The sequence below is a fragment of the Pseudomonas sp. D3 genome (assembly GCF_029320995.1).
GTDB lineage: Bacteria > Pseudomonadota > Gammaproteobacteria > Pseudomonadales > Pseudomonadaceae > Aquipseudomonas > Aquipseudomonas paraveronii.
Map to the genome: position 1 here is coordinate 6138917 of NZ_CP119772.1, position 25358 is coordinate 6164274.

Here is a 25358-nt window from a genome sequence, read left to right on the forward strand (position 1 = left end):
TGCCGGTCCTTGTTGGCAGTGAGGGGCGCTGAAATTAGCATCCCACTCAGGCCAGAAAACCTGCCCAATCCAAGTAAAGAACTTGCCTACATAAACAACATCCCATTCCGACAGAGGCTTGCCCCCGATGGCAGTGGCTCAGTTACAGATACTGAGACTTCACACCGCTATCGGGGGCAAGCCCCCTCCCACATTGGGATCATTGCAAGGCGTATGTTCAGGCCAGCCCAGCCTCGACCAGCAGCGCTTCGAGCCCCATCAAATCCGGCACCTTCGCCACATGTTCCCCCACTTGCACCGCCGCCAGCTCCAACGCGCACAGCGGCACATCCACATAGCTCAACTGGCTATCGAGCTTGTACGAGCGTGGAATCCCCTGGATCACCATCGCAATGAACTTCAATGACGGCCGCCCGCCCAGGGCGTTCAGCACGACGATGCGCGAGCGCTCGCCGGTCATGCTGGCTTCGCCGCAGGCCGCTTCGAAGCTGATCAGCGGCAATTGCCGGTCCCGCCAGGTCACTTGCCGCAGATACCAGGGCGGTGCATCGCTGGCCGGTTCGCCGCGCTGGAAGTCGATCAGTTCAGCGATGGCAACGTTGGGCAGCACCAGGTGGCGGTCGGCCAGGGGCAGGAGCAGGCCGGTGAGTTGGCTGGTGCGGTGGTCAAGCATGGGACTGGCTCCAATAAGCGATGCTTTCCAGCAGCACCGACTCCTGATACGGCTTGCCGAGGTAGTCGTTGACGCCGATGGCCATGGCGCGGTCGCGGTGTTTCTGGCCGGTGCGAGAGGTGATCATGATGATCGGCAGGCGCATCAGCCGTGGGTCGTTGCGCACCTGGATGGCCACTTCGAAACCGTCCATGCGCGGCATTTCGATGTCCAGCAGCATCAGGTCCGGGGTGTGTTCTTCCAGCACGGCCATGGCATCGATGCCGTCCTTGGCGGTGAGCACGTTCATGCCGTTGCGTTCCAGCAGGCGGCTGGTGACTTTGCGCACGGTGACCGAGTCGTCCACCACCAGCACCAGCAGCGGGCGCTTTTTCAGCGGGACGTTGAGCAGCAGTGGGACGTCCACCACCTGCGCCGGCAACGCCGGTTGCCGGGCGCGGATGTGGGCGAGCAGATCGATGATCAAGACCACCCGGCCGTCACCGAGAATGGTCGCCCCAGAGAGCCCCTTCACCCCGGCAAACTGCGGCCCCAAGCCCTTGACCACGATCTCCCGGGTGCCCGCCATGCTGTCCACCTGCACCGCCACGTGCCGTTCGTTGTACTGCACCAGCAGCACCGGCAACGGTTGGTACAGGCCCAGCAGTTTTGGGCGGGCGACGGTGTGCAGCAGGTCGCCGAGGTAAAACAGCTCATACCGCTGGCCGGCGTATTCATACCGCGGCGGGTCGAGTTGATAGTGCCCTTCCAGCTCATGGGGCAGCACGCGCACCAGCCCTTCGATGGTATTGAGCGGGATCGCGTATTGATCGTCCGCGCACTGCACCATCAGCGCGCGGTTGACCGAGACGGTGAACGGCAAGCGAATACGAAAATGCACGCCCGCCCCCGGCGTCGAATCGATCGACATCGAGCCGCCGAGCTGGCGCACTTCTTCATGCACCACGTCCATGCCCACGCCGCGCCCGGAAATCTGGGTGATCTTTTCCGCCGTGGAGAACCCCGGCTGCAGGATGAACTGCAACACGTCACGGTCGCTGATCTCTTGATCAGGGGCGAGCAAGCCGCGCTTGATTGCCTTGCGCCGCACCGCATCGAGGGGCACGCCGGCGCCGTCGTCGTGCAGATCGAAGACGATATCGCCGCCTTCGTGGGTCAGGTCCAGGGTGATACGGCCCTTCTCAGGCTTGCCGGCCAGCAGCCGCGCCTCGCGGGATTCCAGGCCGTGATCGACGGCGTTGCGCAGCATATGTTCCAGCGGCGCGACCATGCGTTCCAGCACGTTGCGGTCCATCTCGCCCTCGGCGTTGCCGACCACGAATTCCACGTCCTTACCCAATTCCTGCGCGACCTGGCGCACGATGCGCTTGAGGCGCGGCAGCATGCGTTCAAAGGGCACCATGCGCGTGCGCATCAGGCCTTCCTGCAAGTCGGTGTTGATGCGCGCCTGCTGCTGCAACAGGTCGTGCGCATCCTGGTTGCGGCGCTCAAGGGTTTCCTTGAGGTCGAGCACGTCGGAGGCGGACTCGAACAGCGCGCGGGACAACTGCTGCAACTGTGAATGGCGGTCCATTTCCAGCGGGTCGAATTCTTCGTAGTCCAGGCGCTCGGCTTCGGCCTGCTGACGGCTGAAGAGGCGGCCCTGGGTTTCGGTGTCGAGCCGGCGCAGTTGGTCGCGCATGCGCTCGAGGGTGGTTTCCATCTCATTGAGGGCAACCTGCGCGTCGTTGACCTGCTGTTCGATCCGGCCACGGAAGATCGAGGTTTCGCCGGCCAGGTTAACCAGATCGTCCAGCAGGTCGGCGGAGATTTTCACCATGTCGGCCGTCGGGTCGCCGGCTGTTTCGGCCTTGCCCGTCACTAATGCCACCGGCACCACCTGCACCACCGGCTCTTTGCTCGGGTGGACCAGGCTTTTGATGCGCTCGATGAGTTTGTCCACCGAGCCCACCGGCAAGCCCGCCGCCACCGCGTCGATCATCTGCGCCAGGCGGTCGTGACAGCCTTGCAGCAAGGCGAACAACTCGGGGGACGCCACGAGCAAACCGGAGGACAAACCTTCGTAGAGAAACTCCAGCTCATGGGCCAGATCGCCGATCGGGCCGATCTCGACCATGCGCGCACCGCCCTTGAGGGTGTGCAGGTCGCGCAACAGGGTTTCGACTTCCTGGCGGTTGTTGGGCTCAGCCTGCCAGCGCAGCAACGCCGCCCCCGAGCTGTCGAGAATGTCGGCGGCTTCTTCGAGGAAGATATCCAGCAATTCCGGGTCGATGCCCAAGCTCTGCGCAGCAGCGGCCGGCGCTGCGGGCGGCCCGCTGTGGCGCAATGCCCGGACGCTGGCAATCAACGCGCTGGAGTCGCTCAGTGGCTGATGCTGTTGCAGTTGGTCCAACTGCAACGCCAAGTGCTCATGACTGGCCATCAGCACCTGGGACAGTTCATTGGAATAGCTGTAGCGGCGGTCCGCCAGGCCTTCGTAAAGGCCTTCCAGTTCGTAGGCCAGGTCGCCAACGGGCCCGATCTCGGCCATGCGCGCGCCGCCCTTGAGGGTGTGCATGTCGCGCTGCAACGAGGTTAACGGCGCCACGCCCTCGGGTTCCAGCAGCCAGCGTTTGAGCGACTGCCCGGCGCTGTCGAGGATATCCACGGCTTCTTCGAGGAAGATCTCGACGATCTCATCATCCACCGCCGCGTGCCGATCCAGCCGGGCCGTCGCGGCGCCCAATTCGGAGATGCTCAGCGCACGGCTGCCGGCGCTTTTGATCAGGCCGGTGGCGGACGGGTCGAGGGCGCCATCCAGCAGCTCGCGCAAGGCTTGCATGCGCGCCGGGGCCGGGCTGATTTCCTGGCCGGCAGCCAGTTGGTCGAGCATGTTGATCAGCGCTTCGTGGGCCTGTTCGGCCTCCTCGAAAAACCGCTCGCTGACCGCCAGGCTGCTTTCTTCCACGGCGCCGTACAGATCAAGCAAGGCTTCGCAGAGTTCGTCGATGGCGTGCAGGTCGGCAAGGTGCGCGCCCTGCCCCAAGGTGGTCAATTCATCCAGCAGCGCGGTCAGTTCCTGGCGTTCGCCGGGGTGTTGTTGCCAGCGGCGCAGCAGGCTTTCGGCGTCGAGCAGAATGTCCATGCCCTGGGCCAGGAAGTTGGTGATCAGGTGCGGATCACGCTTGATCCGCAGGCCGGTGCTCGGCGCGTCGAGCTGGGCTTGAAACTGATGATCGAGCAGGCTTTGAGTGCGGTCGATCAGGTCGGAGGCACCTTTGATCGGCACCAGCGGGTCGCCGTTCAACTGGCGCAAGCCACGTTGGAACAGACCCTCGGCCTCCAGCAGCAGTTCTACTTCATCTAGGTCCAGCGGCAGGCGGTGGGCCTTGTACTCGCGGGTCAGGTGATCGAGCGGGCGCGCCAGTTCGGCGATCGGCAGCACGCCGGCCATATAGGCGCTGCCTTTGAGGGTGTGCAAGGCGCGTTGCAGCTCATCGCTGACTTGCAGCGGCACATGCTCGGCGGCTTGGCGCAGGAAGTGGTTGAGGCTGTCGAGGTGGCTCTGGGCTTCGTTGCGGAAGATCTCCAGCAGCATCGGGTCATGCGGTTCGGCAGCCGGCACGGCGGTGCCGCTGGCCAAGGCGTGGGCGCGCGCGGCCAGGGCGTCGACCGCGTCCCGTTGGCGCTGGGCGCCGGCGGCGAAGTCGGCGATCAATTCCGGCAGCAGGGCCACCGCGTCATCCAGCACCCGTTGCACCTCGGGGCCGGCGGCCACGCTGCACTCCAACACGCGATTGAGCAGGTTCTCCACGGCCCAGGCCAGTTCCGCCAGCACCAGGGCGCGCACCATGCGGCCACTGCCTTTGAGGGTGTGGAAGGCACGGCGCATTTCGCCGAGGGCGGTTTTATCGACGCCGCTCGGCAGATGGTGGTGCAGTACCTCGAGGACCTCGGCGGTTTCTTCGAGGAACACTTCACGCAGTTCGTCGTCGATCGGCTCTTCACCGGCTGGCGGCGGCAGCAAGCTGCCGGGGCGTTGCAGGGCGGGCGGATTCAAGCGCGAAGCAGGATTGGCCAGCGCGTCGAACTGGGATTGGCTCGGCGCGCTCTCGGTCGACAACGCGCCGTCCGGCGCCACCAGCGCCTGGCGCCAGGGCTTTTCGGCAGGCAGGTAACCCAGCGCGGCCAGGCCCTCGGTGGCCAACTCCAGCACCCGTTCGCCAGCGGCGTCGGGGTCTTGGAGCATGCGCTCCAGGTAGTACTCCAGGCCGCTGATCACGTCGGCGAAATGCGCCAACTGCTCTTCGGACGGCACTGCGTCGTTGATCATCAGTTGTTCATCGACGTAATCGGTGCAACCGCGCATCAGGCTCGCTGCGCGTGGCAGTGGAATCATCGCCAGGGCGCCGCGCACCTGGCTCAACAGTTCCGGCAGGGATTCCAGGCGCTGGCGCTCCCACTGGGCGTCGATGCAGTCGATCACCAGCTCTTTGGCTTGCTTGAGACACTGGCAGGACTCGCGGATCACCAACTGATGAATCTGCGTCAGGTCGGTGGTGGGCAGGCGGCTTTCTTCACGGCCTTGCGGCTCGACCGTACCGACCATCCCGGCCAACGTCGCTTCGACGTAGAGCAAGGCGCCGGCGACATCCATCAGCACCGCATCGTTGGGTTCGCGCTGGCCCTGGGCCAGGCTCAACACCACGGCAAGCTGGTCGATGATGACTTTGCGCGGCTGCCCAAAGCCCAGCACCGCGAGGGTGTCGGCGATTTGCCGCAGCGGCGCCAGCAGTGCATCGAGGTCGCTGGTGTGTTGACGGTCGCTGCGCACGAACAGGTCGAGGCGTTCCTTGACCCGCACCAGCTCTTCACACAACGCGCCGAGCACCGAGCCCATCGCATTGCGGTCCGGCCCGGCCAGGCGCGCACGTTCGGCATCGACCACGGCACTGTCGGGCAAGGCTTCATCGAGGCCGTAGCGTTCTTTCAGGCTTTGCATGCGCGGCGTTGGCCGGGTGACTTTGGCGACATAGAACAGCAGGCTCTTGAGCAGTTGATCCGGCGCCGGCTGGTTGATGCCGCCAATGCCCTGGGCGAGCAGGCGCTTGAGTTGCTTGTCGCTGGCCTTGAGCAGGCTGCGCAGCGCCGGACTGTTGGCGATCACGCCGGTCAGCATGCCCTCGACCAGCGCCGAGGTGACTTGCCACAGCGGCAACAGCGGCGCGCCCTGGCACAGCGCTTCGAGGCGGGCGAACACCCGCGCCATGTCTTCCAGGTTGCTCGGGCCGTGATCTTCGCGCAGCAACCCGGCCAGGGCTTGTTGCAGCAGCAGATGCCACTGGCGCAACTGATCGCTCAGGTCGGGCGGCGCGCGTTGCGCCAGCGTCTCCTCGGGCAACGGCGCAATCGACAGCAATTGCGGGCTGAACAAGCTGGTTTCCGACAACAGGCTTTCGCCGCGCGCACTGCGCAGGTCGTTGAGCAGTGGCAACACCACCAGCGGCAAGTCGCGGCGGGCACTGTGGATGCGGTCCAGGTACAGCGGCAATTGCCCGAGGGCCTGTTGCAGCAGACGGATGCTTTCATCGCGCTGGCTGACGCGCCCGGCCTGCAGGGCCAGGGCCAGGGCTTCGATTTCTTCGGCGAGCAGCGCGGCGCCGTAGAACTCGACCATTTGCAACGCGCCATGCACCTGGTGAATGCACGCCAGGCAGTCGCCGAGGGTCTCGTTGTCAGTGGTTTCGACAAACGCGTCCAGCGCCGAACGGGCCTGTTTCAGGGTTTCGGCAATGTCGCCCTTGACCCATTCAAGGGCCACGTAGTCGTGCCGATCAACCATAACTGCTCCGCTTTGAATTCATGAGTTGCTGGTATCCAATGTGGGAGGGGCGGTGCGACGATTCGACTTGCTCCCGATGGCAGTGGCTCAGTCAATGAATCAGGTGACTGATACACCGTCATCGGGAGCAAGTCGAATCGTCGCACCGCCCCTCCCACATTTGGATTACATTTCAATCATCAGCCTGCTTGGGCGCCGGCAAGGTGAACCCCGACACCGAGCGGCGCAACTGGCTGGCCATTTTTGCCAGGTTGCCGATGCTCTCGGCGGTGGCGGTCGAGCCCGACGACGTCTGGGTGGTGATTTGCTGGATCACGTTCATGGTCAGCGAGATCTGCCCCGCCGACGACGTCTGTTGCTGCGCCGCGTTGGAAATACTCTGGATCAGCGCCGCCAGGGTTTTCGACACGCCTTCGATCTCTTCCAGCGCCACCCCGGCGTCCTGGGCCAGCCGCGCACCCCGCACCACTTCGGTGGTGGTCTGTTCCATGGAGATGACCGCTTCGTTGGTGTCGGCCTGGATCGCCCGCACCAGGGTTTCAATCTGCCGCGTGGCCGCCGACGAGCGCTCGGCCAGGCGTTGCACTTCATCGGCCACCACAGCAAAGCCGCGTCCGGCATCCCCGGCCATGCTCGCCTGGATCGCGGCGTTGAGCGCGAGGATGTTGGTTTGGTCGGCGATGTCATCGATCAGGCTGACGATGTCACCGATCTCCTGGGACGACTCGCCCAGGCGCTTGATGCGCTTGGCGGTGTCCTGGATCTGTTCGCGAATGTTGTCCATGCCGTGGATGGTGTTGTGCACCACTTCATTGCCCTTGTTGGCGATTTCCACCGAGCGCTCGGCCACCGCTGAGGACTCAGCGGCGTTCGCCGACACCTGGTCGATGGACTGGGCCATCTGTTCGATCGCGGTGGAGGCCTCGGCGATCTGCTGGGCCTGGTGTTCCGAGGCCTGCGCCAGGTGCATGGCGGTGGCCTGGGTGTCCTGCACCGCGCCGGCAACCTGACCGGCGGTGAGGTTGATGGTGGCGACGAGGTCGCGCAGTTGGTCCACGGAATAGTTGATGGAGTCGGCGATGGTGCCGGTGAAGTCTTCGGTCACCGAGGCGGTGACGGTGAGGTCGCCGTCGGCGAGGTCCTCGATTTCATCCAGCAGGCGCATGATCGCGTTCTGGTTGCGCTCGTTCTTCTCGGCGGTTTCCCGCAGCTGCTGGTTGGTGGCGCGGACCATCACCAGGCCGATCAGGATGATCGAGGCCAGCGCCAGCAAGCCCAGCACATAGCCGCCGATCGTGTCGAAACTGCGCCCGCTGGCCAGGTTTTCAAAGCCGGTGGCCAGGTGTGAGGCTTCATCGAGCAGGGTTTGCGAGAGGTTGAAAATATTGTTCGCTGACGCCCGGACCTGGAACAGTTGCGGCGAGGTTTCGAGGATCTCGTCCACAGAGCCTGAGACAAACTCGAACAGCTCAGCGATTTCCGCCAGGCGCGCCCGCGCATCGTGGTCCTCGACCTGGGTGATGCGCAGCCCGGGGTTGCCCTGGAGCATGCCGGTGAGCACCTGGCCGAAGCGGTTGGCATCGCGACCAAAGGCATCGGCGGCCTGCACGGCGGTTTCGTCACCGGCCAGTACGGTGTTGACCGCCCCCAGGATACGCTCGGCCAGCAGCGACTGACGCTGGGCCAGGGCCACCTGGCTGGCCGGGGCGCCGCGTTGCAGCAGGATATCTACGACCTTTTCCGATTCCATTTGCAGTTGCGGCACGGTTTCGGCCAGGGTCGCGGCGACTTGATGCAACGACAGCACGGTCTGTTCGCTGGCGAGGATCGCGTCGGTATTTTTCAGCAGCGCTTCCCAATCGGTCTGCACCGCCCGCATCTCTGCACGCACCGCACTGGGCGCGGCGGGCAGGCCGGTGTCCGGGTCGCCCTTTTTCAGGTAACCCCAGCGCTGGGCAAAGTCATTGCGCGCCTCCGCCAGCAACTTGAACGCGGCGGCCTTGCCGGCGGCCGCTTCGGTGGCGTTCTTGGCGATACGCTGGGACAGCACCCGCAACTCACCGGCGTGGCCGATGTACTGCTTGTCGTAGGTGGACTGGGTGTTGAGGTACGCGAAGTTGGCGAACAGCAACATGATGAATACGATCAGCGCAATAAACAGCACGATGATCTGCGAGCGGCTGCGCGAGACCGCCTGGGGTTTGGGCGTAGTAGCAGTGGTCATGCGGCAACATCCATGAAGCCAGGGGCCTGGGCCAGAGCGAAGGGGCTGAAGACCTGCCAGCGCTGATCAGCGTCGAACTGGCCGCGGATAAAGGACGCGCAGGGGGTGGTGCTGGGCAACAACGCGTCTTGTGCGAAATGCTGCATACCCACCACCTCGTCCACCAGCAGCCCGATAAATATGTCTTGGTAGTCCACGACCAATACCCGCCGTTGCTTACCTGTCTTGGACAGCGCATGGCCGAGGAAACCGCCGAGATCCATCACCGGCAGCAGGCGCCCACGCAGGTTAGCGACTCCTCTGATCCAGGTCTTGACCCCGGGCATTAAAGTGCAGCGCGGCTCATGCAGCACTTCGGCGACTTCGCCCATGGGCGCGACAAACCACTGTTCGCCCACACGAAAGCCGATCCCGCTCCAGCCTTGCAGGCGGGTTTCCTGGGATGGCAGGTCGGCGGCCAGCAGGCGACAGCGGCGGTCGATGTCCAGCAGCAGCTCGAAGGCGGTCTGTGACTCGGTCATGATGGCGTGCCGTCAGCCGGCCAACACCTTGTTCAGGGTGGCGATCAGGGTTTCTTCGTCCACAGGCTTTGTCAGGTAATCCCTGGCGCCCTGGCGCTCGCCCCAGATCTTGTCGGTTTCCTGATCTTTGGTGGTAATGATGATGATCGGTATCGAGTTGATGCTCGGATCGTTGTGCTTGCTCAACTGGCGCGTGGCCTGGAAGCCGTTGAGGCCCGGCATGACGATATCCATCAACACCGCATCGGGCTTCTCCTGGGACGCAAGTGCTACGCCGTCGGCGCCATTTTCGGCCTTGAGGACCTGATGGCCGTGCTTTTCCAGCATGCCGCTCAGTTTGTACATTTCGGTCGGCGAATCGTCGACGATCAGAACACGTGCCATGGTTTTCCCCACTACATTGGTAGACGCACGCCCTTGTGAGGTTGCGTCAGTGTGCTTGTTCTACTGCGGCGAAACCCGGCACGTAGGCCTTGATCGCACCCAGCAGTTCTTCCTTGCTGAAAGGCTTGGTCAAAAACTGATCGACCCCGACGATGCGCCCCTTGGCCTTGTCGAACAGGCCGTCCTTGGAGGACAGCATGATCACCGGGATCGACTTGAACGCCGGGTTGTTCTTCACCAGGGCGCAAGTCTGATAGCCATCCAGGCGCGGCATCATGATGTCGACAAAGATAATGTGCGGGTGATGATCCACAATCCGGGCCAGGGCATCGAAACCATCGATGGCCGTGATGACATCGCACCCCACGTTCTTCAACAGGGTCTCGGCGGTGCGGCGGATCGTTTTCGAATCGTCGATCACCATCACTCTCAAGGCGTTGGAATGCTGTTCCATATCTGCTCTACCATCGCCACAGCGAATCGGTTTTCGGTGTGTACTGCCTGATGCCGCCCAGAATGAGCGCCAGAAGCCTTGGAATTCAGGGGCTGCTGCACCGTGGCAGTCTTTTTAGCACAGTCTCGTGGAGCAATCTATCGAGCGACCCGCTAGGTGGTTTTTCCTTGACCCACAACAGCCGCAGCGCCACTCTGACGCCACTTTTATGCGCCCTAATTTGCTAGAGGAAATCCCCCATGAGCGTTCGCGTCGGCATTGTCATGGACCCTATCGCCAGCATTTCCTATAAAAAGGACAGCTCGCTGGCCATGCTCCTGGCCGCCCAGGCCCGCGGCTGGAGCCTGTTCTATATGGAACAGCGCGACCTTTACCAGGGCGACGGCCAGGCGCGTGCGCGGATGCGTCCGCTTGAGGTGTTTGCCAACCCTGAAAAGTGGTTCGAGCTGCAAGACGAAATCGACAGCCCCCTGAGCGACCTGGACGTGATCCTGATGCGCAAGGACCCGCCGTTCGACATGGAATTCGTCTACTCCACCTACCTGCTCGAGCAGGCCGAGCGCGCTGGCGTGCTGATCGTCAACAAGCCGCAGAGCCTGCGCGACTGCAATGAAAAGCTGTTCGCCACGCTCTTCCCGCACTGCACGCCACCGACCGTGGTCAGCCGCCGCGCCGATGTGCTGCGTGAGTTCGCCGCCAAACACGGCGATGTGATCCTCAAGCCGCTGGACGGCATGGGCGGCACCTCGATCTTCCGCCACCGCGCCGGCGACCCGAACCTGTCGGTGATCCTGGAAACCCTGACCGCCCTGGGCACCCAGCAGATCATGGGCCAGGCTTATCTGCCGGCGATCAAGGACGGCGACAAGCGCATCCTGATGATCGACGGCGAACCGGTGGATTATTGCCTGGCGCGCATCCCGGCAGCCGGCGAGACCCGTGGCAACCTGGCGGCCGGCGGTCGTGGCGAAGCCCGGCCTTTGTCGGACAAGGACCGCTGGATTGCCTCCCAAGTTGGCCCGACGCTGCGGGAAAAAGGTTTGCTGTTTGTAGGCCTCGACGTAATTGGTGAACACCTCACCGAAATCAACGTCACCAGCCCGACCTGTATTCGCGAGATCGACAATGCATTTGGCACGAACATCGGCGAAATGCTGATGGCCGCGATTGAACGCAAGCTACAAGCCAAGTGACATAGAACAGCCGGACAGCCACCAACATTGCGTTATCATGCGCCACCTGTGAAACGCGCGATGTTGGTTTTCTTGTCATGACGCTCCCGTCCGATCTGCCCTTCGAACCCTCCCCCAGCGGCGTGCGCCCGGCTGATCGGCTCGGATTTACCCTGTTTCTCGCGGCGTTGATTCACCTGGTGCTGATTCTCGGCGTGGGTTTCACCATGGTCGAACCCAAGCAAATCACCAAGACCCTGGAAATCACCCTCGCCACGTTCAAGAGCGAAAAGAAGCCCGAGAAGGCCGATTTTCTCGCTCAGGACAATCAGCAGGGCAGCGGCACGCTGGACAAGAAAGCCGTGCCCAAGACCACTGAAGTGGCGCCGTTCCAGGACAACAAGGTCAATAAAGTCACCCCGCCGCCGGCCGCCAAGCCCGAAGTCAAGCAGACCGCGCCCAAGCCCGTGGTGACCACCGTCGCGCCGAAACCGCAAAAAGCCCCGACCCAGCGCGAAAAATCCAAGACCGAACCGCAACCCGAGCCCGTCAAGCCGGCGCCGACCTTCGACAGTTCGCAGCTCTCCGACCAGATTTCCAGCCTTGAAGCCGAACTGGCCAATGAGCAACAGCTCTACGCCAAGCGCCCGCGCATCTACCGCCTGAACGCCGCGTCCACCATGCGTGACAAAGGCGCCTGGTATAAGGACGAGTGGCGCAAGAAGGTCGAACGCATCGGCAACCTCAACTACCCGGACGAGGCCCGCCGCCAACAGATTTACGGCAATTTGCGCCTGTTGGTGTCGATCAACCGCGACGGCACGTTATATGAAGTGCAGGTGCTGGAATCGTCCGGCCAGCCGTTGCTGGACCAGGCCGCCCAGCGCATCGTGCGCCTGGCCGCGCCCTTCGCCCCGTTTACCGGCGACTTGAATGACGTGGACCGCCTGGAAATCATCCGCACCTGGCGGTTTGCCAAGGGCGATCGCCTGTCCAGCAATTGATAACCCCAATCAACACCAATCACTGTAGGAGCGAGCTTGCTCGCGAAAAACCTCAACGATAACGAAGCGCTCCAGGCAGAACCGCGTCGCTTTCAAGTTTTTCGCGAGCAAGCTCGCTCCTACAGAAAAGCCGACGGCGCTGTATTCGGATCACTCCCAGCTTGTCAGTTCGCCCCTCCAACGCCACACTAGCGGACATGAAAAATGTCAGCCCGACCTACCTCAAGCACCAATTCCTGATCGCCATGCCCCATATGGCCGACCCGAACTTTGCGCAGACCTTGACCTACATCGTCGAGCACACGGCCAATGGTGCCATGGGGTTGGTGGTGAACCGCCCGCAGGAGCTGAACCTGGCCGATATCCTTGAGCAACTGCGCCCGGAGATCGACCCGCCGGCCCGCTGTCAGGGCGTGCCGATCTATACCGGCGGGCCGGTGCAGACCGATCGCGGTTTTGTACTGCACCCAACCGGGCCGAAGTTCCAGGCCACGGTGGACCTCGACGGCGTGTCGCTGTCCACGTCCCAGGATGTGTTGTTCGCCATCGCCGACGGCGTCGGCCCCGAGCAGAGCGTGATCGCCCTCGGCTACGCCGGTTGGGAAGCCGGGCAGTTGGAGGCCGAACTGGCCAGTAACGCCTGGCTGACCTGCCCCTACGATGCCGACATTCTGTTCAACACCGCCTGCGAACTGCGCCTGGACGCGGCGGCGGCCAAGCTACGGGTCAACCTCAGCCTACTGACCAGCCAGGCGGGGCACGCCTGATGGCCTTGCGTCTGATCCTCGGTTTTGACTACGGCACCAAACAGATCGGCGTGGCAGTCGGCCAGGTCATCACCGGCCAGGCCCGCGAGCTGTGTACCCTCAAAGCCCAGAACGGCATACCGGACTGGAATCAGGTCGAAGCCCTGATCAAGGAGTGGAAGCCCGACGCGGTGGTGGTCGGCCTGCCCTTGAACATGGACGGCACCCCCAGCGAGATGTGCCTGCGCGCCGAGAAGTTCGCGCGCCGCCTCAATGGCCGCTACAAACTGCCCTTTTATACCCACGATGAGCGCCTGACGACCTTCGAGGCCAAGGGTGAGCGCCGCGACCGTGGCGGGCAGAAAGGCAGCTACCGCGACAACCCGGTAGACGCCATCGCCGCCGCCTTGCTGTTGCAGGGTTGGCTGGATGAAAACACCGCGTTATTTGAATCCTGACTGACGCGGCTTGCCGCGTCTTTTTACGTTTGAGCCCGGACCTTGCAGGCAACCCCTGTCGCGCAAGGCCTTGAAGGAGCGACCATGAGCCTGCCAAACCCCGCCGAACTGATCAGCCAGATGGCGATTCGCCTCAAGGCCCACCTGAAACACCGTGCCATCAGCGAGCCGCGCTTCATCGGCATTCGCACCGGCGGCGTGTGGGTGGCCCAGGCGCTGCTGCAGGAGTTGGGCAGCGATTCGCCGTTGGGTACGCTGGATGTGTCTTTCTACCGCGACGACTTCAGCCAGAACGGCCTGCACCCGCAAGTACGCCCGTCGGCCCTGCCGTTCGAGATCGAAGGCCAGCACCTGGTGCTGATCGACGACGTACTGATGAGCGGCCGCACCATCCGCGCCGCACTGAACGAGTTGTTCGACTATGGCCGCCCCGCCAGTGTGACCCTGGTCTGCCTGCTGGACCTGGACGCCGGCGAACTGCCGATCAGCCCGGATGTGGTCGGCGCCACCGTGTCGCTTTCAGCCCAGCAGCGGGTAAAATTGTCCGGTCCCACGCCGCTCGTACTCGAACTGCAAGACCTTGCCCTTTAAACCGCCTTGTAAAGAGTCCCCGCGATGACGCCTCTAGATGCCAAGCGCCCGCTGCAGCTCAATGCTCAGGGCCAACTGCAACACTTCTTGTCCCTCGACGGCTTGCCCCGTGAACTGCTCACCGAAATCCTCGACACCGCCGACTCGTTCCTCGAAGTCGGTGGCCGCGCGGTTAAGAAAGTCCCGCTGCTGCGCGGCAAAACCATCTGCAACGTGTTCTTCGAGAACTCCACGCGCACCCGCACCACCTTCGAACTGGCGGCCCAGCGCCTGTCGGCTGACGTGATCACGCTGAACGTGTCCACCTCGTCGGCGAGCAAGGGCGAGACCCTGCTCGACACCCTGCGCAACCTCGAAGCCATGGCGGCGGACATGTTCGTGGTCCGCCACGGCGACTCCGGCGCCGCGCACTTCATCGCCGAGCACGTGTGCCCGCAGGTAGCGATCATCAACGGCGGCGACGGCCGTCACGCCCACCCGACCCAGGGCATGCTCGACATGCTCACCATCCGTCGGCACAAGGGCAGCTTTGAAAACCTCTCGGTGGCCATCGTCGGCGATATCCTGCACTCGCGGGTCGCGCGCTCGAACATGCTGGCCCTGAAAACCCTGGGCTGCCCGGATATCCGCGTGATCGCGCCAAAAACCCTGCTGCCCGTCGGCATCGAGCAGTACGGCGTGAAGGTCTACACCGACATGACCGAAGGCCTCAAGGATGTGGACGTGGTCATCATGCTGCGCCTGCAACGCGAACGCATGTCCGGTGGCCTGCTGCCGAGCGAAGGCGAGTTCTACCGCCTGTTCGGCCTGACCACCACGCGCCTGGCCGGGGCCAAGCCGGAGGCCATCGTGATGCACCCGGGGCCGATCAACCGAGGGGTGGAGATTGAGTCGGCAGTGGCCGACGGCAACCAGTCGGTGATTCTCAACCAGGTGACCTACGGCATCGCCGTGCGCATGGCGGTGCTGTCCATGGCCATGAGCGGGCAAACCGCGCAACGTCAATTCGAGCAGGAGAAGGCCCAGTGAAGCTCAGCATTCTCGGCGCCCGCGTCATCGATCCGGCCAGTGGCCTGGATCAAGTCACCGATCTTCATCTGGAAGCCGGCAAGATCATCGCCATCGGCGCCGCGCCCAGCGCTTTCAACGCCAGTGAAACCATCGACGCCAAGGGCCTGGTGGCCGCGCCTGGCCTGGTCGATCTGAACGTCGCCCTGCGCGAGCCGGGTTACAGCCGCAAAGGCAACATCAACAGCGAAACCCGCGCCGCCGCCGCCGGTGGCGTCACCAGCCTGTGCTGCCCACCGCACACCAAGCCGGTGCTGGACACCTCGGCGGTGACCGAGCTGATCCTCGACCGCGCCCGCGAAGCCGGCAATTGCAAAGTGTTCCCGATCGGCGCCCTGAGCAAAGGCCTGGAAGGCGAACAACTGGCCGAACTGATCGCGCTGCGCGATGCCGGTTGCGTGGCCTTCGGCAACGGCCTGGAGAGCTTCCGCAGCACCCGCACGCTGTGCCGTGCCCTGGAGTACGCGGCCACCTTCGACCTGACGGTGATCTTCCACTCCCAGGACCACGACCTGGCCGAAGGCGGCCTGGCCCATGAAGGCGCCGTGGCCAGCTTCCTCGGCCTGCCGGGCATTCCGGAGACCGCTGAAACCGTGGCCCTCGCCCGCGACCTGCTGCTGGTGGAACAAAGCGGCGTGCGTGCGCACTTCAGCCAACTGACCAGCGCCCGCGGTGTGGCCCTGATCGCCCAGGCCCAGGCCCGAGGTTTGCCGGTGACGGCAGACGTGGCGTTGTATCAGTTGATCCTGACGGACGAGGCACTGATCGACTTCTCCAGCCTGTATCACGTACAACCTCCGCTGCGTACCCGTGCCGACCGCGACGGCTTGCGTGCAGCGGTGAAGTCCGGCGTGGTGTCGGCGATTTCCAGCCATCATCAACCCCACGAGCGCGATGCCAAACTGGCACCGTTTGGTGCGACCGAGCCGGGTATCAGCAGCGTCGAGCTGTTGCTGCCGCTGGCGATGACGCTGGTGGAGGATGGCTTGTTGGACCTGCCAACGCTGCTGGCACGCCTGAGCGCCGGCCCTGCCGAAGCCTTGCGCCTACCGGCGGGCAAGTTGACTGTGGGCGCCGCCGCGGATCTGGTGCTGTTCGATCCAGCCAGCTCGACGATTGCCGGTGAGCACTGGCTGTCCAAGGGCGAGAACTGCCCTTTCATCGGGCATAGCCTGCCGGCGAGCGTGCGCTACACGCTGGTAGACGGACGCATCAGCTACCGGGCCTGATACAAGTCGGGAGTGAGCACAGTCAATGTGGGAGGGGCGGTGCGAAGATTCGACTTGCCCCCGATAGCAGTGGGTCAGCTATAGATAAGCTGACTGGTCCACCGCCATCGGGGGCAAGCCCCCACCCACATTTGCCTGTCTGTATGGGTGAGAGATTCAGCGCCCGCCCCTTAGCTCGGCGTTACGGATCGAAATCTGCGTATTCAACGTCCAGAAGTCATACAGCACCCCCACCAGAAACAGGCCGCCGGTCAGCAGGTAGAGCAGGCCGGTGATCCATTTGCCCTGGTACATCCGGTGTACACCGAACACCCCGAGAAACGCCAACAGAATCCAGGCCACGTTGTATTCGATCGGGCCGGCGGTAAAACGCAGGTCGGCTTCACGGTCCATGGCCGGAATCAGGAACAAGTCGATCAGCCAGCCAATACCCAACAAGCCCAACGTGAAAAACCAGATCGTCCCAGTGACGGGTTTGCCGTAATAGAAGCGATGCGCGCCGGTAAAACCAAAAATCCAGAGCAGGTAACCGATCACCTTGCTGTGGGTGTCTTGCTGCGAAACATCCTGTCGATAGGTGTTCATGGAGTACCTCTTTGGCTGCGATAGATAAATTTTTTCACTTTCTTTGTGACTTTTTTACATGCGCCCGACGTATGGCCGATGGTATCTTCCCTCCCCTGAAAGCCTTATGCCACCTGACTTGTGTAGGACAATTGCGGCGATTCGTCGCGCATTTCCTGAGTTTGACCCCAAGGTTCAGTCGACAAACGGCCTGAGAACGACACAAAAAGCTGTTATAAAGTTGCGCGCAAACCCATAAGAGCCACGCCTAATGCGACCATTTTTCAAGACATGGCTAACCATTTGCCTATTAATGCCACTGGCCGCCCACGCCACCAATCGTGAGCAACGACTTCCTAACGTCAACGGTTTCACCCCTAAAGTTCACAGCACGCCCAGTACGGCCAAATCCGTAAAGCCGACCGTCAGCCGCCCGACTCAACTGAGCAAGGCCCACGGTAAGGCAGCACCCGCCCTGATGGCAGGCAACACCAAGCAAAGCACCGTGCTCAGCCGCGCCGTTAATGTGCTCGGTACACCTTATCGTTGGGGCGGCAGCAGCCCAAGTAAAGGCTTCGACTGCAGCGGCTTGGTGAAATATGCGTTTAACAACGTTGCCGCCGTGGATTTACCGCGCACCTCCAACGCCATGGCCGCCGGCCACGGGCAGAAGGTTGATCGCAAGGACTTGAAACCGGGCGACCTGCTTTTCTTCAAATTGAAGAGCCGCAAGGTTAACCACGTAGCCATCTACCTGGGCAACGACCGCTTTATCCACGCACCGCGTCGTGGCAAGTCGGTCAGCATCGATACGCTGAAGAAACCGTTCTGGGACAAGAACTACGTAATCGCCAAACGGGTTCTGCCGAAAGAACAGAACAACCTGCGGATCGTCCAACGTTGATCTAAAGCTGGAATACAGTACCAATGTGGGAGGGGCGGTGCGACGATTCGACTTGCCCCCGATAGCGGTGGACCAGTCAGCTTATCTGTAGCTGACCCACTGCAATCGGGGGCAAGCCCCTCCCACATTTGATTTCATTGCCCACAAGATCTCATATGTCTGTCGGCACCCTCGCCTTCTCCCGCGCCGCTTCCCGGCTGATCACGCCCTCCGTGACCAACGCCTTCAAACTCATATCCAGCGTCTTCATCCCCAACGCCCCGCCGGTCTGCATGGCCGAGACCATCTGCGCCAGCTTGTCTTCGCGGATCAGATTGCGAATGGCCGGCGTGCTCAGCATGACTTCATGGGCCGCCACGCGCCCACCGCCGATCTTCTTGACCAGCACCTGGGACACCACCGCCTGCAGCGACTCCGAGAGCATCGAGCGGACCATGGGCTTTTCCCCCGCCGGGAACACGTCCACCAGGCGATCCACGGTCTTGGCCGCCGACGCGGTGTGCAGGGTGCCGAAGACCAGATGCCCGGTCTCAGCCGCCGTCAGCGCCAGGCGGATGGTTTCCAGGTCACGCAGTTCACCCACCAGGATCACATCCGGGTCTTGCCGCAGCGCCGAGCGCAAGGCAGCCGAAAAACTCTGGGTGTCGCGATGCACCTGGCGCTGGTTGATCAGGGACCGGTTGGGCAGGTGGATAAATTCGATGGGGTCTTCCAGCGTGAGGATGTGCTGGCGCCGATGCTGGTTGAGGTGATCGACCATCGCCGCCAGGGTGGTGGACTTGCCCGAGCCGGTGGGCCCGGTCACCAGCACCAGGCCGCGCGGCAACTGGGCGATACGCTGGAACACAGCGCCCAACCCAAGGCTTTCCAGGCTCTGGACCTGCGCGGGGATGCTACGAAACACCGCACCCATGCCGCGCGCCTGCTGGAACACATTCACCCGGAATCGCCCCACGCCGGGCAGCTCGAAGGCAAAATCCGTTTCAAGAGATGTTTCGAAATCCTTTTGTTGATAGCGGTTGAGCAAAGGGCTAAGCAAATCCGCCACGTGAGTGGCTGACAGCACCGGCCCATCCAGCGGCCATACCTCGCCATCCACCCGCAGCATCGGCGCCAGGCCGGCCGACAGGTGCAGGTCGGAGGCGCCCCGGTGCACGCTTTGCGTGAGTAATTCAGTGATATCCATAGGGCTTTCCATTTCCAGTAGAATGCCGCGGACTCCATATCCACGGGCGCATCTTGAATGTCGACGATAGCAGACAACATTGGCCTGGTTAGCCAGCGCATCCGCGCCGCAGCCGACGCCGTGCAACGTGACGCAAACAGCATCCACCTGCTGGCCGTGAGCAAGACCAAGCCCGCGCAAGCCGTGCGCGAAGCCTATGCCGCCGGGATGTGTGATTTCGGCGAAAACTACCTGCAGGAAGCCTTGGGCAAACAGGCCGAATTAACCGACCTGCCCTTGAGTTGGCACTTCATCGGCCCCATTCAATCGAACAAGACTCGTGCGATCGCCGAGAACTTCGCTTGGGTGCACTCCGTGGACCGTCTGAAAATTGCACAACGCCTGTCTGAACAACGCCCGGCCGACCTGCCGCCGCTGAACATCTGCATCCAGGTCAACGTCAGTGGCGAAGCCAGCAAGTCCGGCTGCACGCCCGCCGACCTGCCGGCCCTGGCCCAAGCGATCAGCGCCCTGCCGCGCGTAAAACTGCGGGGCCTGATGGCGATCCCTGAGCCGACGGAAGACCGCGCCGCGCAGGACGCCGCCTTCGCCACCGTCCGCGACCTGCAGGCCAGCCTGAACCTGCCGCTCGACACACTTTCCATGGGCATGAGCCACGACCTTGAGTCGGCCATCGCCCAAGGCGCCACCTGGGTGCGGATCGGTACCGCCCTGTTTGGCGCCCGCGACTACGGCCAGCCGTGAAATGGCTGACCTCCCACTGAATAAGGACCTGTCATGAGCAACACGCGTATTGCCTTTATCGGCGCCGGCAACATGGCGGCCAGCCTGATCGGCGGCCTGCGGGCCAAGGGCCTGCAAGCCCAACAGATCCGTGCCAGCGACCCCGGCGCCGAAACCCGCACCCGCGTCAGCGCCGAGCACGGTATCGACACCTTCGCCGACAACGCCGAGGCCATCCAGGGCGTCGACGTGATCGTGCTGGCGGTCAAGCCGCAAGCCATGAAGGCCGTGTGCGAAAGCCTGCGCCCGAGCCTGCAGCCCCACCAGTTGGTGGTGTCCATTGCCGCCGGCATCACCTGCGCCAGCATGACCAACTGGCTCGGCGCCCAGCCCATCGTGCGCTGCATGCCCAACACCCCGGCGCTGCTGCGCAAAGGCGTGAGCGGTTTGTATGCAACCGCCGGAGTCAGCGCCGAACAGCGTGACCAGGCTCAGGCGCTGCTGTCTGCCGTGGGCCTCGCCGTGTGGCTGGAACAGGAGCAGCAACTGGACGCAGTGACCGCCGTCTCCGGCAGTGGCCCGGCGTACTTCTTCCTGCTGATCGAGGCCATGACCGCTGCCGGCGTGAAACTGGGCCTGCCCCAGGACATCGCCGAGCAACTGGCCGAGCAAACCGCCCTGGGCGCCGCACAGATGGCCGTATCCAGCGACGTGGATGCCGCCGAGTTGCGCCGCCGTGTGACCTCCCCGGGCGGCACCACGCAAGCCGCCATCGAATCGTTCCAGGCCGGGGGCTTCGAAGCCCTGGTGGAAAAAGCACTGGGTGCCGCGGCACATCGTTCGGCCGAGATGGCCGAGCAACTGGGCAAATAGTCGTCCCCAACCTGCAACAGGACTAGATAGGAATCGAACATGCTCGGAATCAATGACGCTGCCATTTTCATCATCCAGACCCTAGGCAGCCTGTACCTGCTGATCGTGCTGATGCGCTTTATCCTGCAATTGGTGCGGGCGAACTTCTACAACCCGCTGTGCCAGTTCGTGGTGAAGGCCACCCAGCCGTTGCTCAAGCCCCTGCGCCGGGTGATCCCTAGCCTGTTTGGGCTGGACATGTCCTCGCTGGTACTGGCGCTGCTGCTGCAAATCCTGCTGTTCGCGGTGATCCTGACGCTCAGTGGCTACCAGGCCTTGACCCTCCTGCTGTTGCCATGGGCGCTGATCGGGGTTTTCTCGCTGTTTTTAAAGATCATCTTCTGGTCGATGATCATCAGCGTGATCCTCTCGTGGGTCGCACCCGGCAGCCGCAGCCCCGGGGCCGAACTGGTCGCCCAGATCACCGAACCCGTGCTGGCGCCGTTCCGCCGCTTGATCCCCAACCTGGGCGGCCTGGATATCTCGCCGATCTTCGCGTTTATCGCGATCCAGCTCCTGCAAAGCTGGGTGATCCCGCGCCTTGCGTTCTACGCGTTCATGCCCAAAGAGCTGTTCGGGCTGATCTGATTCAGCGCCGCTTGTGTATCAGGGCCGGATAACCTCCGGCCTTTGCTTGCCGCTAGGGGCAGCGGTCTTTAGACTTACGCCTCATTTAAACGAGAGCAGGGTCGATGCCAACTGCCTTTCCCCCCGATTCTGTTGGACTGGTCGTGCCCCAAGTGGCGCACTTCAGCGAACCGCTGGCCCTGGCCTGCGGCCGTTCGCTGCCAGCCTACGACCTGATCTATGAAACCTACGGCCAGTTGAACGCCACCGCGAGCAACGCCGTGCTGATCTGCCACGCCTTGTCCGGCCATCATCATGCCGCCGGCTTCCACAGCGTCGACGAGCGCAAGCCCGGCTGGTGGGACAGCTGCATCGGCCCCGGCAAACCCATCGATACCAACAAATTCTTTGTGGTCAGCCTGAACAACCTCGGCGGCTGCAACGGCTCGACCGGCCCCAGCAGCCTCAACCCGGAAACCGGCAAGCCCTTCGGCGCCGACTTCCCGGTACTGACCGTGGAAGACTGGGTACACAGCCAGGCGCGTCTGGCCGACCTGCTGGGCATCCGGCAATGGGCCGCCGTGATCGGCGGCAGCCTCGGCGGCATGCAAGCCCTGCAGTGGACCATCACTTACCCCGATCGCGTGCGCCATTGCCTGGCCATCGCCTCGGCCCCCAAGTTGTCGGCGCAGAACATCGCCTTCAACGAAGTGGCGCGCCAGGCGATCCTGACCGACCCGGACTTTCACGGCGGTTCGTTCCAGGAAGCCGGCGTGATCCCCAAGCGCGGCTTGATGCTGGCGCGGATGGTCGGGCATATCACCTACCTGTCCGACGACTCCATGGGCGAGAAATTCGGCCGTGGCCTCAAGAGCGAGAAGCTCAACTACGACTTCCACAGCGTCGAGTTCCAGGTGGAAAGCTACCTGCGGTATCAGGGCGAAGAGTTCTCCGGGCGGTTTGACGCCAACACCTACCTGCTGATGACCAAGGCCCTGGACTACTTCGACCCGGCGGCCAACTTCGACGACGACCTGGCGAAAACCTTCGAGGGCGCGTCGGCCAAGTTCTGCGTGATGTCGTTCACCACCGACTGGCGCTTCTCGCCAGCCCGCTCGCGGGAACTGGTGGATGCCTTGATGGCGGCGAAGAAAGACGTCTGCTACCTGGAAATCGATGCTCCGCAAGGCCACGACGCCTTCCTGATCCCGATCCCTCGTTATCTGCAGGCGTTCAGCAACTACATGAACCGCATAATTTTGTGAGAACGCCATGAGAGCCGACCTGGAAATCATCCAAGACTGGATACCCGCCGGCAGCCGCGTGCTCGACCTTGGCTGCGGCGATGGCGAACTGCTGAGCTGGCTGCGCGACCACAAGCAAGTCACCGGCTACGGCCTGGAAAACGACCCGGACAACATCGCCCAGTGCGTGGCCAAGGGCATCAACGTGATCGAGCAGGACCTGGACAAGGGCCTGGGCAACTTTGCCAGCAACAGCTTCGACGTCGTGGTGATGACCCAGGCCTTGCAAGCGGTGCATTACCCGGACCGCATCCTCGACGAAATGCTGCGCGTCGGCCGCCAGTGCATCATCACCTTCCCCAACTTCGGTCACTGGCGCTGCCGCTGGTACCTGGCCACCAAGGGCCGCATGCCGGTCTCGGATTTCCTGCCGTACACGTGGTACAACACACCGAACATCCACTTTTGCACCTTCGAAGACTTCGAAGCCCTGTGTAGCGAGCGGGAAGCCAAGGTGATCAACCGCCTTGCCGTCGATCAACAGCACCGCCACGGCTGGGCAAGTAAACTATGGCCCAACCTGTTGGGCGAAATCGGGATTTACCGGGTCAGCAGCCCTGGCCTGACAGATCACAAGATTGCCGTCTAATCATTTTCAAGAGGGACGCTCATGAGTCGTCTGGCTGTTTTTCTACTCACCGCATGCCTGGGCGCAAGCGCCATGGCCGCCGATGCTATCGACAGTAAGCGCCAGAAAGAATTTGGCGATATCACCGTGCACTACAACACCTTCACTTCCAGCTTCCTGCAACCCGAAACGGCCCAGGCGGTTGGCGTGGTACGCAGTAAGAACAAGGGGTTGATCAACGTGGCCGTGGTCAAGGGCGTGACGCCCGTGGCCGCGCAAGTGACCGGCACGATCAAGGACCTGAGCGGCAGGAGCGAAATCCTGACGTTCAAGCAGATTACCGAGAAAGGTGCGATCTATTACCTCGCGCCCTACAACGTACCGCAACAGGAAGTACGAGTTTTCACCATCAACGTTGAAGCCGGCGGCAAGGCCCATGGTTTCCAATTCAATCAGGAACTGTTTCCGGCAGAATGATGAACCTGACTCAACTCGTACTGGCCAGCCATAACGCTGGCAAACTCAAAGAACTCCAGGCCATGCTCGGCGAGTCCGTGCAACTGCGTTCGATCGGCGAGTTCAGCCAGGTCGAGCCGGAAGAGACGGGCCTGTCGTTCGTCGAAAACGCTATCCTCAAAGCGCGCAACGCCGCACGCCTGTCCGGCCTGCCGGCGCTGGCGGACGACTCGGGCCTGGCGGTGGATTTCCTCGGCGGCGCCCCCGGCATCTACTCGGCGCGTTATGCCGACGGTAAAGGCGACGCGGCGAACAACGCCAAGCTGCTCGACGCCCTCAAGGACGTGCCGGATGCCGAGCGCGGCGCGCAGTTTGTCTGTGTGCTGGCCCTGGTGCGGCATGCCGATGATCCGCTGCCGATCCTCTGCGAAGGCCTGTGGCACGGGCGCATCCTGCATGCGGCCAGCGGTGAACATGGGTTTGGCTATGACCCGCTGTTCTGGGTGCCGGAGCGCAATGTCTCCAGCGCCGAACTGAGCCCGGCCGACAAAAACCAGATCAGCCACCGCGCCCGCGCCATGGCTTTGCTGCGCCAACGCCTGAGCTTGAAATGACCGAGAACACCTCTGCGCAGCCGCTGATCCACGGCGGCGCGCAAACACCCCGTGCGGCCCTGCCCCAATTGCCGCCCCTGGCGCTGTACATCCACATCCCGTGGTGCGTGCGCAAATGCCCTTATTGCGACTTCAACTCCCACACCGCCAGCCCAGTGTTACCGGAAGAAGAGTACGTCGACGCGCTGCTGGCCGACCTCGATCAGGACCTACACGCCGTTTATGGTCGGGAGCTGAGCTCGATCTTCTTCGGTGGCGGCACGCCGAGCCTGTTCAGCGCCGTCGCGCTGGGCCGCCTGCTCAAGGGCGTACAAGCGCGCATCCCGTTTGCCGACAACATCGAGATCACCCTGGAAGCCAACCCGGGGACGTTCGAGCAAGAAAAGTTCGTGGCTTACCGCAAGCTGGGAATCAATCGCCTGTCCATCGGCATCCAGAGCTTCCAGCAGGAAAAACTCGAAGCCCTGGGCCGCATCCACAATGGCGATGAAGCCGTGCGCGCCGCCGGCATGGCGCGCCAGGCCGGGTTCGACAACTTCAACCTGGACCTGATGCACGGTTTGCCCGATCAGTCCTTGGACGACGCGCTGAGCGACCTGCGCCAGGCCATCGCGCTCAATCCGACCCATCTATCGTGGTACCAACTGACCCTGGAGCCCAACACCGTCTTCTGGAACCAGCCGCCAACGCTGCCGGAAGACGACACCCTGTGGGATATCCAGGAAGCCGGCCAGGCGCTGCTGGCCGAACACGGTTACGCGCAATATGAAGTCTCGGCCTATGCGCAACCGGGGCGTGCGGCGCGACACAACCTCAACTACTGGAGCTTTGGTGACTTCATCGGCATCGGTGCTGGCGCACACGGCAAGCTCAGCCACCCGGACGGGCGCATCGTCCGTACCTGGAAGACCCGCGCACCGAAGGACTACCTAAACCCGGACAAAAGTTTCCTGGCCGGCGCGAAGGAGCTGACCAACGAAGAGCTACCGTTCGAGTTCCTGATGAACGCCCTGCGCCTCACCGAAGGCGTCGACGCCAGGCTCTACGCCGAACGCACCGGGCTGGACCTGACGAGCCTCGCCGAAGGCCGCACCGAAGCAGAACAAAGTGGCTTAATGCAGGTCGAACCGTCACGCCTGGCGGCGACCGACCGCGGGCAACTTTTTCTCAATGACCTGCTACAGAAGTTTTTGAGCTGATCGCTCTTAAGGAAAT

24 protein-coding genes are annotated in these 25358 nt (G+C 62.9%); 16 read left to right on the forward strand and 8 right to left on the reverse strand.

The features are described 5' to 3' along the window. Positions 1-217: 217 nt before the first annotated feature. From P3S72_RS28520 to pilG, 6 genes are all read right to left on the reverse strand, one after another. Positions 218-673, reverse strand: a complete 456-nt coding sequence (locus tag P3S72_RS28520) for a chemotaxis protein CheW (RefSeq protein ID WP_276195284.1) — start codon at positions 671-673, stop codon at positions 218-220. Next, positions 666-6494 (reverse strand): Hpt domain-containing protein, encoded by a 5829-nt coding sequence (locus tag P3S72_RS28525; RefSeq protein ID WP_276195285.1) that lies wholly within the window; start codon positions 6492-6494, stop codon positions 666-668. The genes P3S72_RS28520 and P3S72_RS28525 overlap by 8 nt, the downstream gene beginning before the upstream one ends. A gap of 172 nt (positions 6495-6666) precedes the next feature. Next, the gene (locus P3S72_RS28530) at positions 6667-8718 is read right to left on the reverse strand and encodes a methyl-accepting chemotaxis protein (RefSeq protein ID WP_276195286.1); all 2052 of its coding nucleotides are present in this window, start codon (positions 8716-8718) and stop codon (positions 6667-6669) included. After that, on the reverse strand, positions 8715-9239 hold the full coding sequence (locus tag P3S72_RS28535; protein WP_276195287.1) for a chemotaxis protein CheW: 525 nt from the start codon (positions 9237-9239) through the stop codon (positions 8715-8717). Before P3S72_RS28535 ends, P3S72_RS28530 begins: the two co-directional genes overlap by 4 nt. A gap of 12 nt (positions 9240-9251) precedes the next feature. Further along, a complete protein-coding gene (gene pilH / locus P3S72_RS28540) occupies positions 9252-9623 on the reverse strand; it encodes a twitching motility response regulator PilH (RefSeq protein ID WP_276195288.1) in 372 nt (123 codons plus the stop codon). 46 nt (positions 9624-9669) lie between these two features. After that, the gene (gene pilG, locus P3S72_RS28545) at positions 9670-10077 is read right to left on the reverse strand and encodes a twitching motility response regulator PilG (protein WP_010564379.1); all 408 of its coding nucleotides are present in this window, start codon (positions 10075-10077) and stop codon (positions 9670-9672) included. 239 nt (positions 10078-10316) lie between these two features. On the opposite strand from pilG, the gene gshB reads away from it, so the two are divergent. The 7 genes from gshB (at position 10317) to P3S72_RS28580 (ending at position 16345) form a co-directional block, all read left to right on the forward strand. Continuing rightward, the gene (gshB, locus tag P3S72_RS28550) at positions 10317-11270 is read left to right on the forward strand and encodes a glutathione synthase (RefSeq protein ID WP_253399915.1); all 954 of its coding nucleotides are present in this window, start codon (positions 10317-10319) and stop codon (positions 11268-11270) included. Positions 11271-11347: 77 nt separating this feature from the next. Continuing rightward, positions 11348-12253 carry an energy transducer TonB gene (locus P3S72_RS28555; protein ID WP_253399917.1) on the forward strand — a complete coding sequence of 302 codons (906 nt, stop codon included), beginning with the start codon at positions 11348-11350 and terminating at the stop codon, positions 12251-12253. A gap of 197 nt (positions 12254-12450) precedes the next feature. Next, entirely contained in the window at positions 12451-13020 is a 570-nt protein-coding gene (locus P3S72_RS28560; protein ID WP_276195289.1) for a YqgE/AlgH family protein, read from the forward strand. Beyond that, positions 13020-13457 (forward strand): Holliday junction resolvase RuvX, encoded by a 438-nt coding sequence (gene ruvX, locus P3S72_RS28565; protein ID WP_276195290.1) that lies wholly within the window; start codon positions 13020-13022, stop codon positions 13455-13457. Before P3S72_RS28560 ends, ruvX begins: the two co-directional genes overlap by 1 nt. A gap of 84 nt (positions 13458-13541) precedes the next feature. After that, the gene (gene pyrR, locus P3S72_RS28570; protein ID WP_276195291.1) at positions 13542-14048 is read left to right on the forward strand and encodes a bifunctional pyr operon transcriptional regulator/uracil phosphoribosyltransferase PyrR; all 507 of its coding nucleotides are present in this window, start codon (positions 13542-13544) and stop codon (positions 14046-14048) included. A 24-nt stretch (positions 14049-14072) separates the two neighbouring features. Next, positions 14073-15077, forward strand: a complete 1005-nt coding sequence (locus P3S72_RS28575) for an aspartate carbamoyltransferase catalytic subunit (protein ID WP_276195292.1) — start codon at positions 14073-14075, stop codon at positions 15075-15077. Next, positions 15074-16345, forward strand: coding sequence for a dihydroorotase (locus P3S72_RS28580; RefSeq protein ID WP_276195293.1), 1272 nt, complete (start codon positions 15074-15076; stop codon positions 16343-16345). The genes P3S72_RS28575 and P3S72_RS28580 overlap by 4 nt, the downstream gene beginning before the upstream one ends. A 156-nt stretch (positions 16346-16501) precedes the next feature. Here the strand turns inward: P3S72_RS28580 and P3S72_RS28585 are convergent, their stop codons facing one another. Continuing rightward, positions 16502-16930, reverse strand: a complete 429-nt coding sequence (locus tag P3S72_RS28585) for an NINE protein (protein WP_017845004.1) — start codon at positions 16928-16930, stop codon at positions 16502-16504. Between the two features lie 250 nt (positions 16931-17180). Between P3S72_RS28585 and P3S72_RS28590 the strand changes: the two genes are divergently transcribed. Continuing rightward, complete coding sequence (locus tag P3S72_RS28590; protein ID WP_276195294.1) at positions 17181-17813, forward strand: C40 family peptidase; 633 nt, start codon at positions 17181-17183, stop codon at positions 17811-17813. A gap of 151 nt (positions 17814-17964) precedes the next feature. Here P3S72_RS28590 and P3S72_RS28595 read toward each other — a convergent pair whose 3' ends face one another. After that, the gene (locus tag P3S72_RS28595; protein WP_276195295.1) at positions 17965-18999 is read right to left on the reverse strand and encodes a type IV pilus twitching motility protein PilT; all 1035 of its coding nucleotides are present in this window, start codon (positions 18997-18999) and stop codon (positions 17965-17967) included. 57 nt (positions 19000-19056) lie between these two features. Between P3S72_RS28595 and P3S72_RS28600 the strand changes: the two genes are divergently transcribed. From P3S72_RS28600 to hemW, 8 genes are all read left to right on the forward strand, one after another. Beyond that, positions 19057-19743 carry a YggS family pyridoxal phosphate-dependent enzyme gene (locus P3S72_RS28600; RefSeq protein WP_253399929.1) on the forward strand — a complete coding sequence of 229 codons (687 nt, stop codon included), beginning with the start codon at positions 19057-19059 and terminating at the stop codon, positions 19741-19743. Positions 19744-19776: 33 nt separating this feature from the next. Next, positions 19777-20595 carry a pyrroline-5-carboxylate reductase gene (gene proC, locus P3S72_RS28605; RefSeq protein ID WP_276195296.1) on the forward strand — a complete coding sequence of 273 codons (819 nt, stop codon included), beginning with the start codon at positions 19777-19779 and terminating at the stop codon, positions 20593-20595. A gap of 39 nt (positions 20596-20634) precedes the next feature. Further along, on the forward strand, positions 20635-21222 hold the full coding sequence (locus tag P3S72_RS28610) for a YggT family protein (protein ID WP_247407939.1): 588 nt from the start codon (positions 20635-20637) through the stop codon (positions 21220-21222). A gap of 104 nt (positions 21223-21326) precedes the next feature. Continuing rightward, on the forward strand, positions 21327-22466 hold the full coding sequence (locus P3S72_RS28615) for a homoserine O-acetyltransferase (protein ID WP_247407940.1): 1140 nt from the start codon (positions 21327-21329) through the stop codon (positions 22464-22466). 7 nt (positions 22467-22473) lie between these two features. Then, complete coding sequence (gene metW, locus P3S72_RS28620) at positions 22474-23094, forward strand: methionine biosynthesis protein MetW (RefSeq protein WP_247407941.1); 621 nt, start codon at positions 22474-22476, stop codon at positions 23092-23094. Between the two features lie 21 nt (positions 23095-23115). After that, on the forward strand, positions 23116-23550 hold the full coding sequence (locus P3S72_RS28625; protein ID WP_276195297.1) for a DUF4426 domain-containing protein: 435 nt from the start codon (positions 23116-23118) through the stop codon (positions 23548-23550). Then, positions 23547-24143 (forward strand): RdgB/HAM1 family non-canonical purine NTP pyrophosphatase, encoded by a 597-nt coding sequence (gene rdgB, locus P3S72_RS28630; protein WP_276195298.1) that lies wholly within the window; start codon positions 23547-23549, stop codon positions 24141-24143. Before P3S72_RS28625 ends, rdgB begins: the two co-directional genes overlap by 4 nt. Continuing rightward, positions 24140-25342, forward strand: coding sequence for a radical SAM family heme chaperone HemW (gene hemW, locus P3S72_RS28635; protein ID WP_276195299.1), 1203 nt, complete (start codon positions 24140-24142; stop codon positions 25340-25342). The genes rdgB and hemW overlap by 4 nt, the downstream gene beginning before the upstream one ends. The last annotated feature ends 16 nt before the right edge of the window (positions 25343-25358 follow it).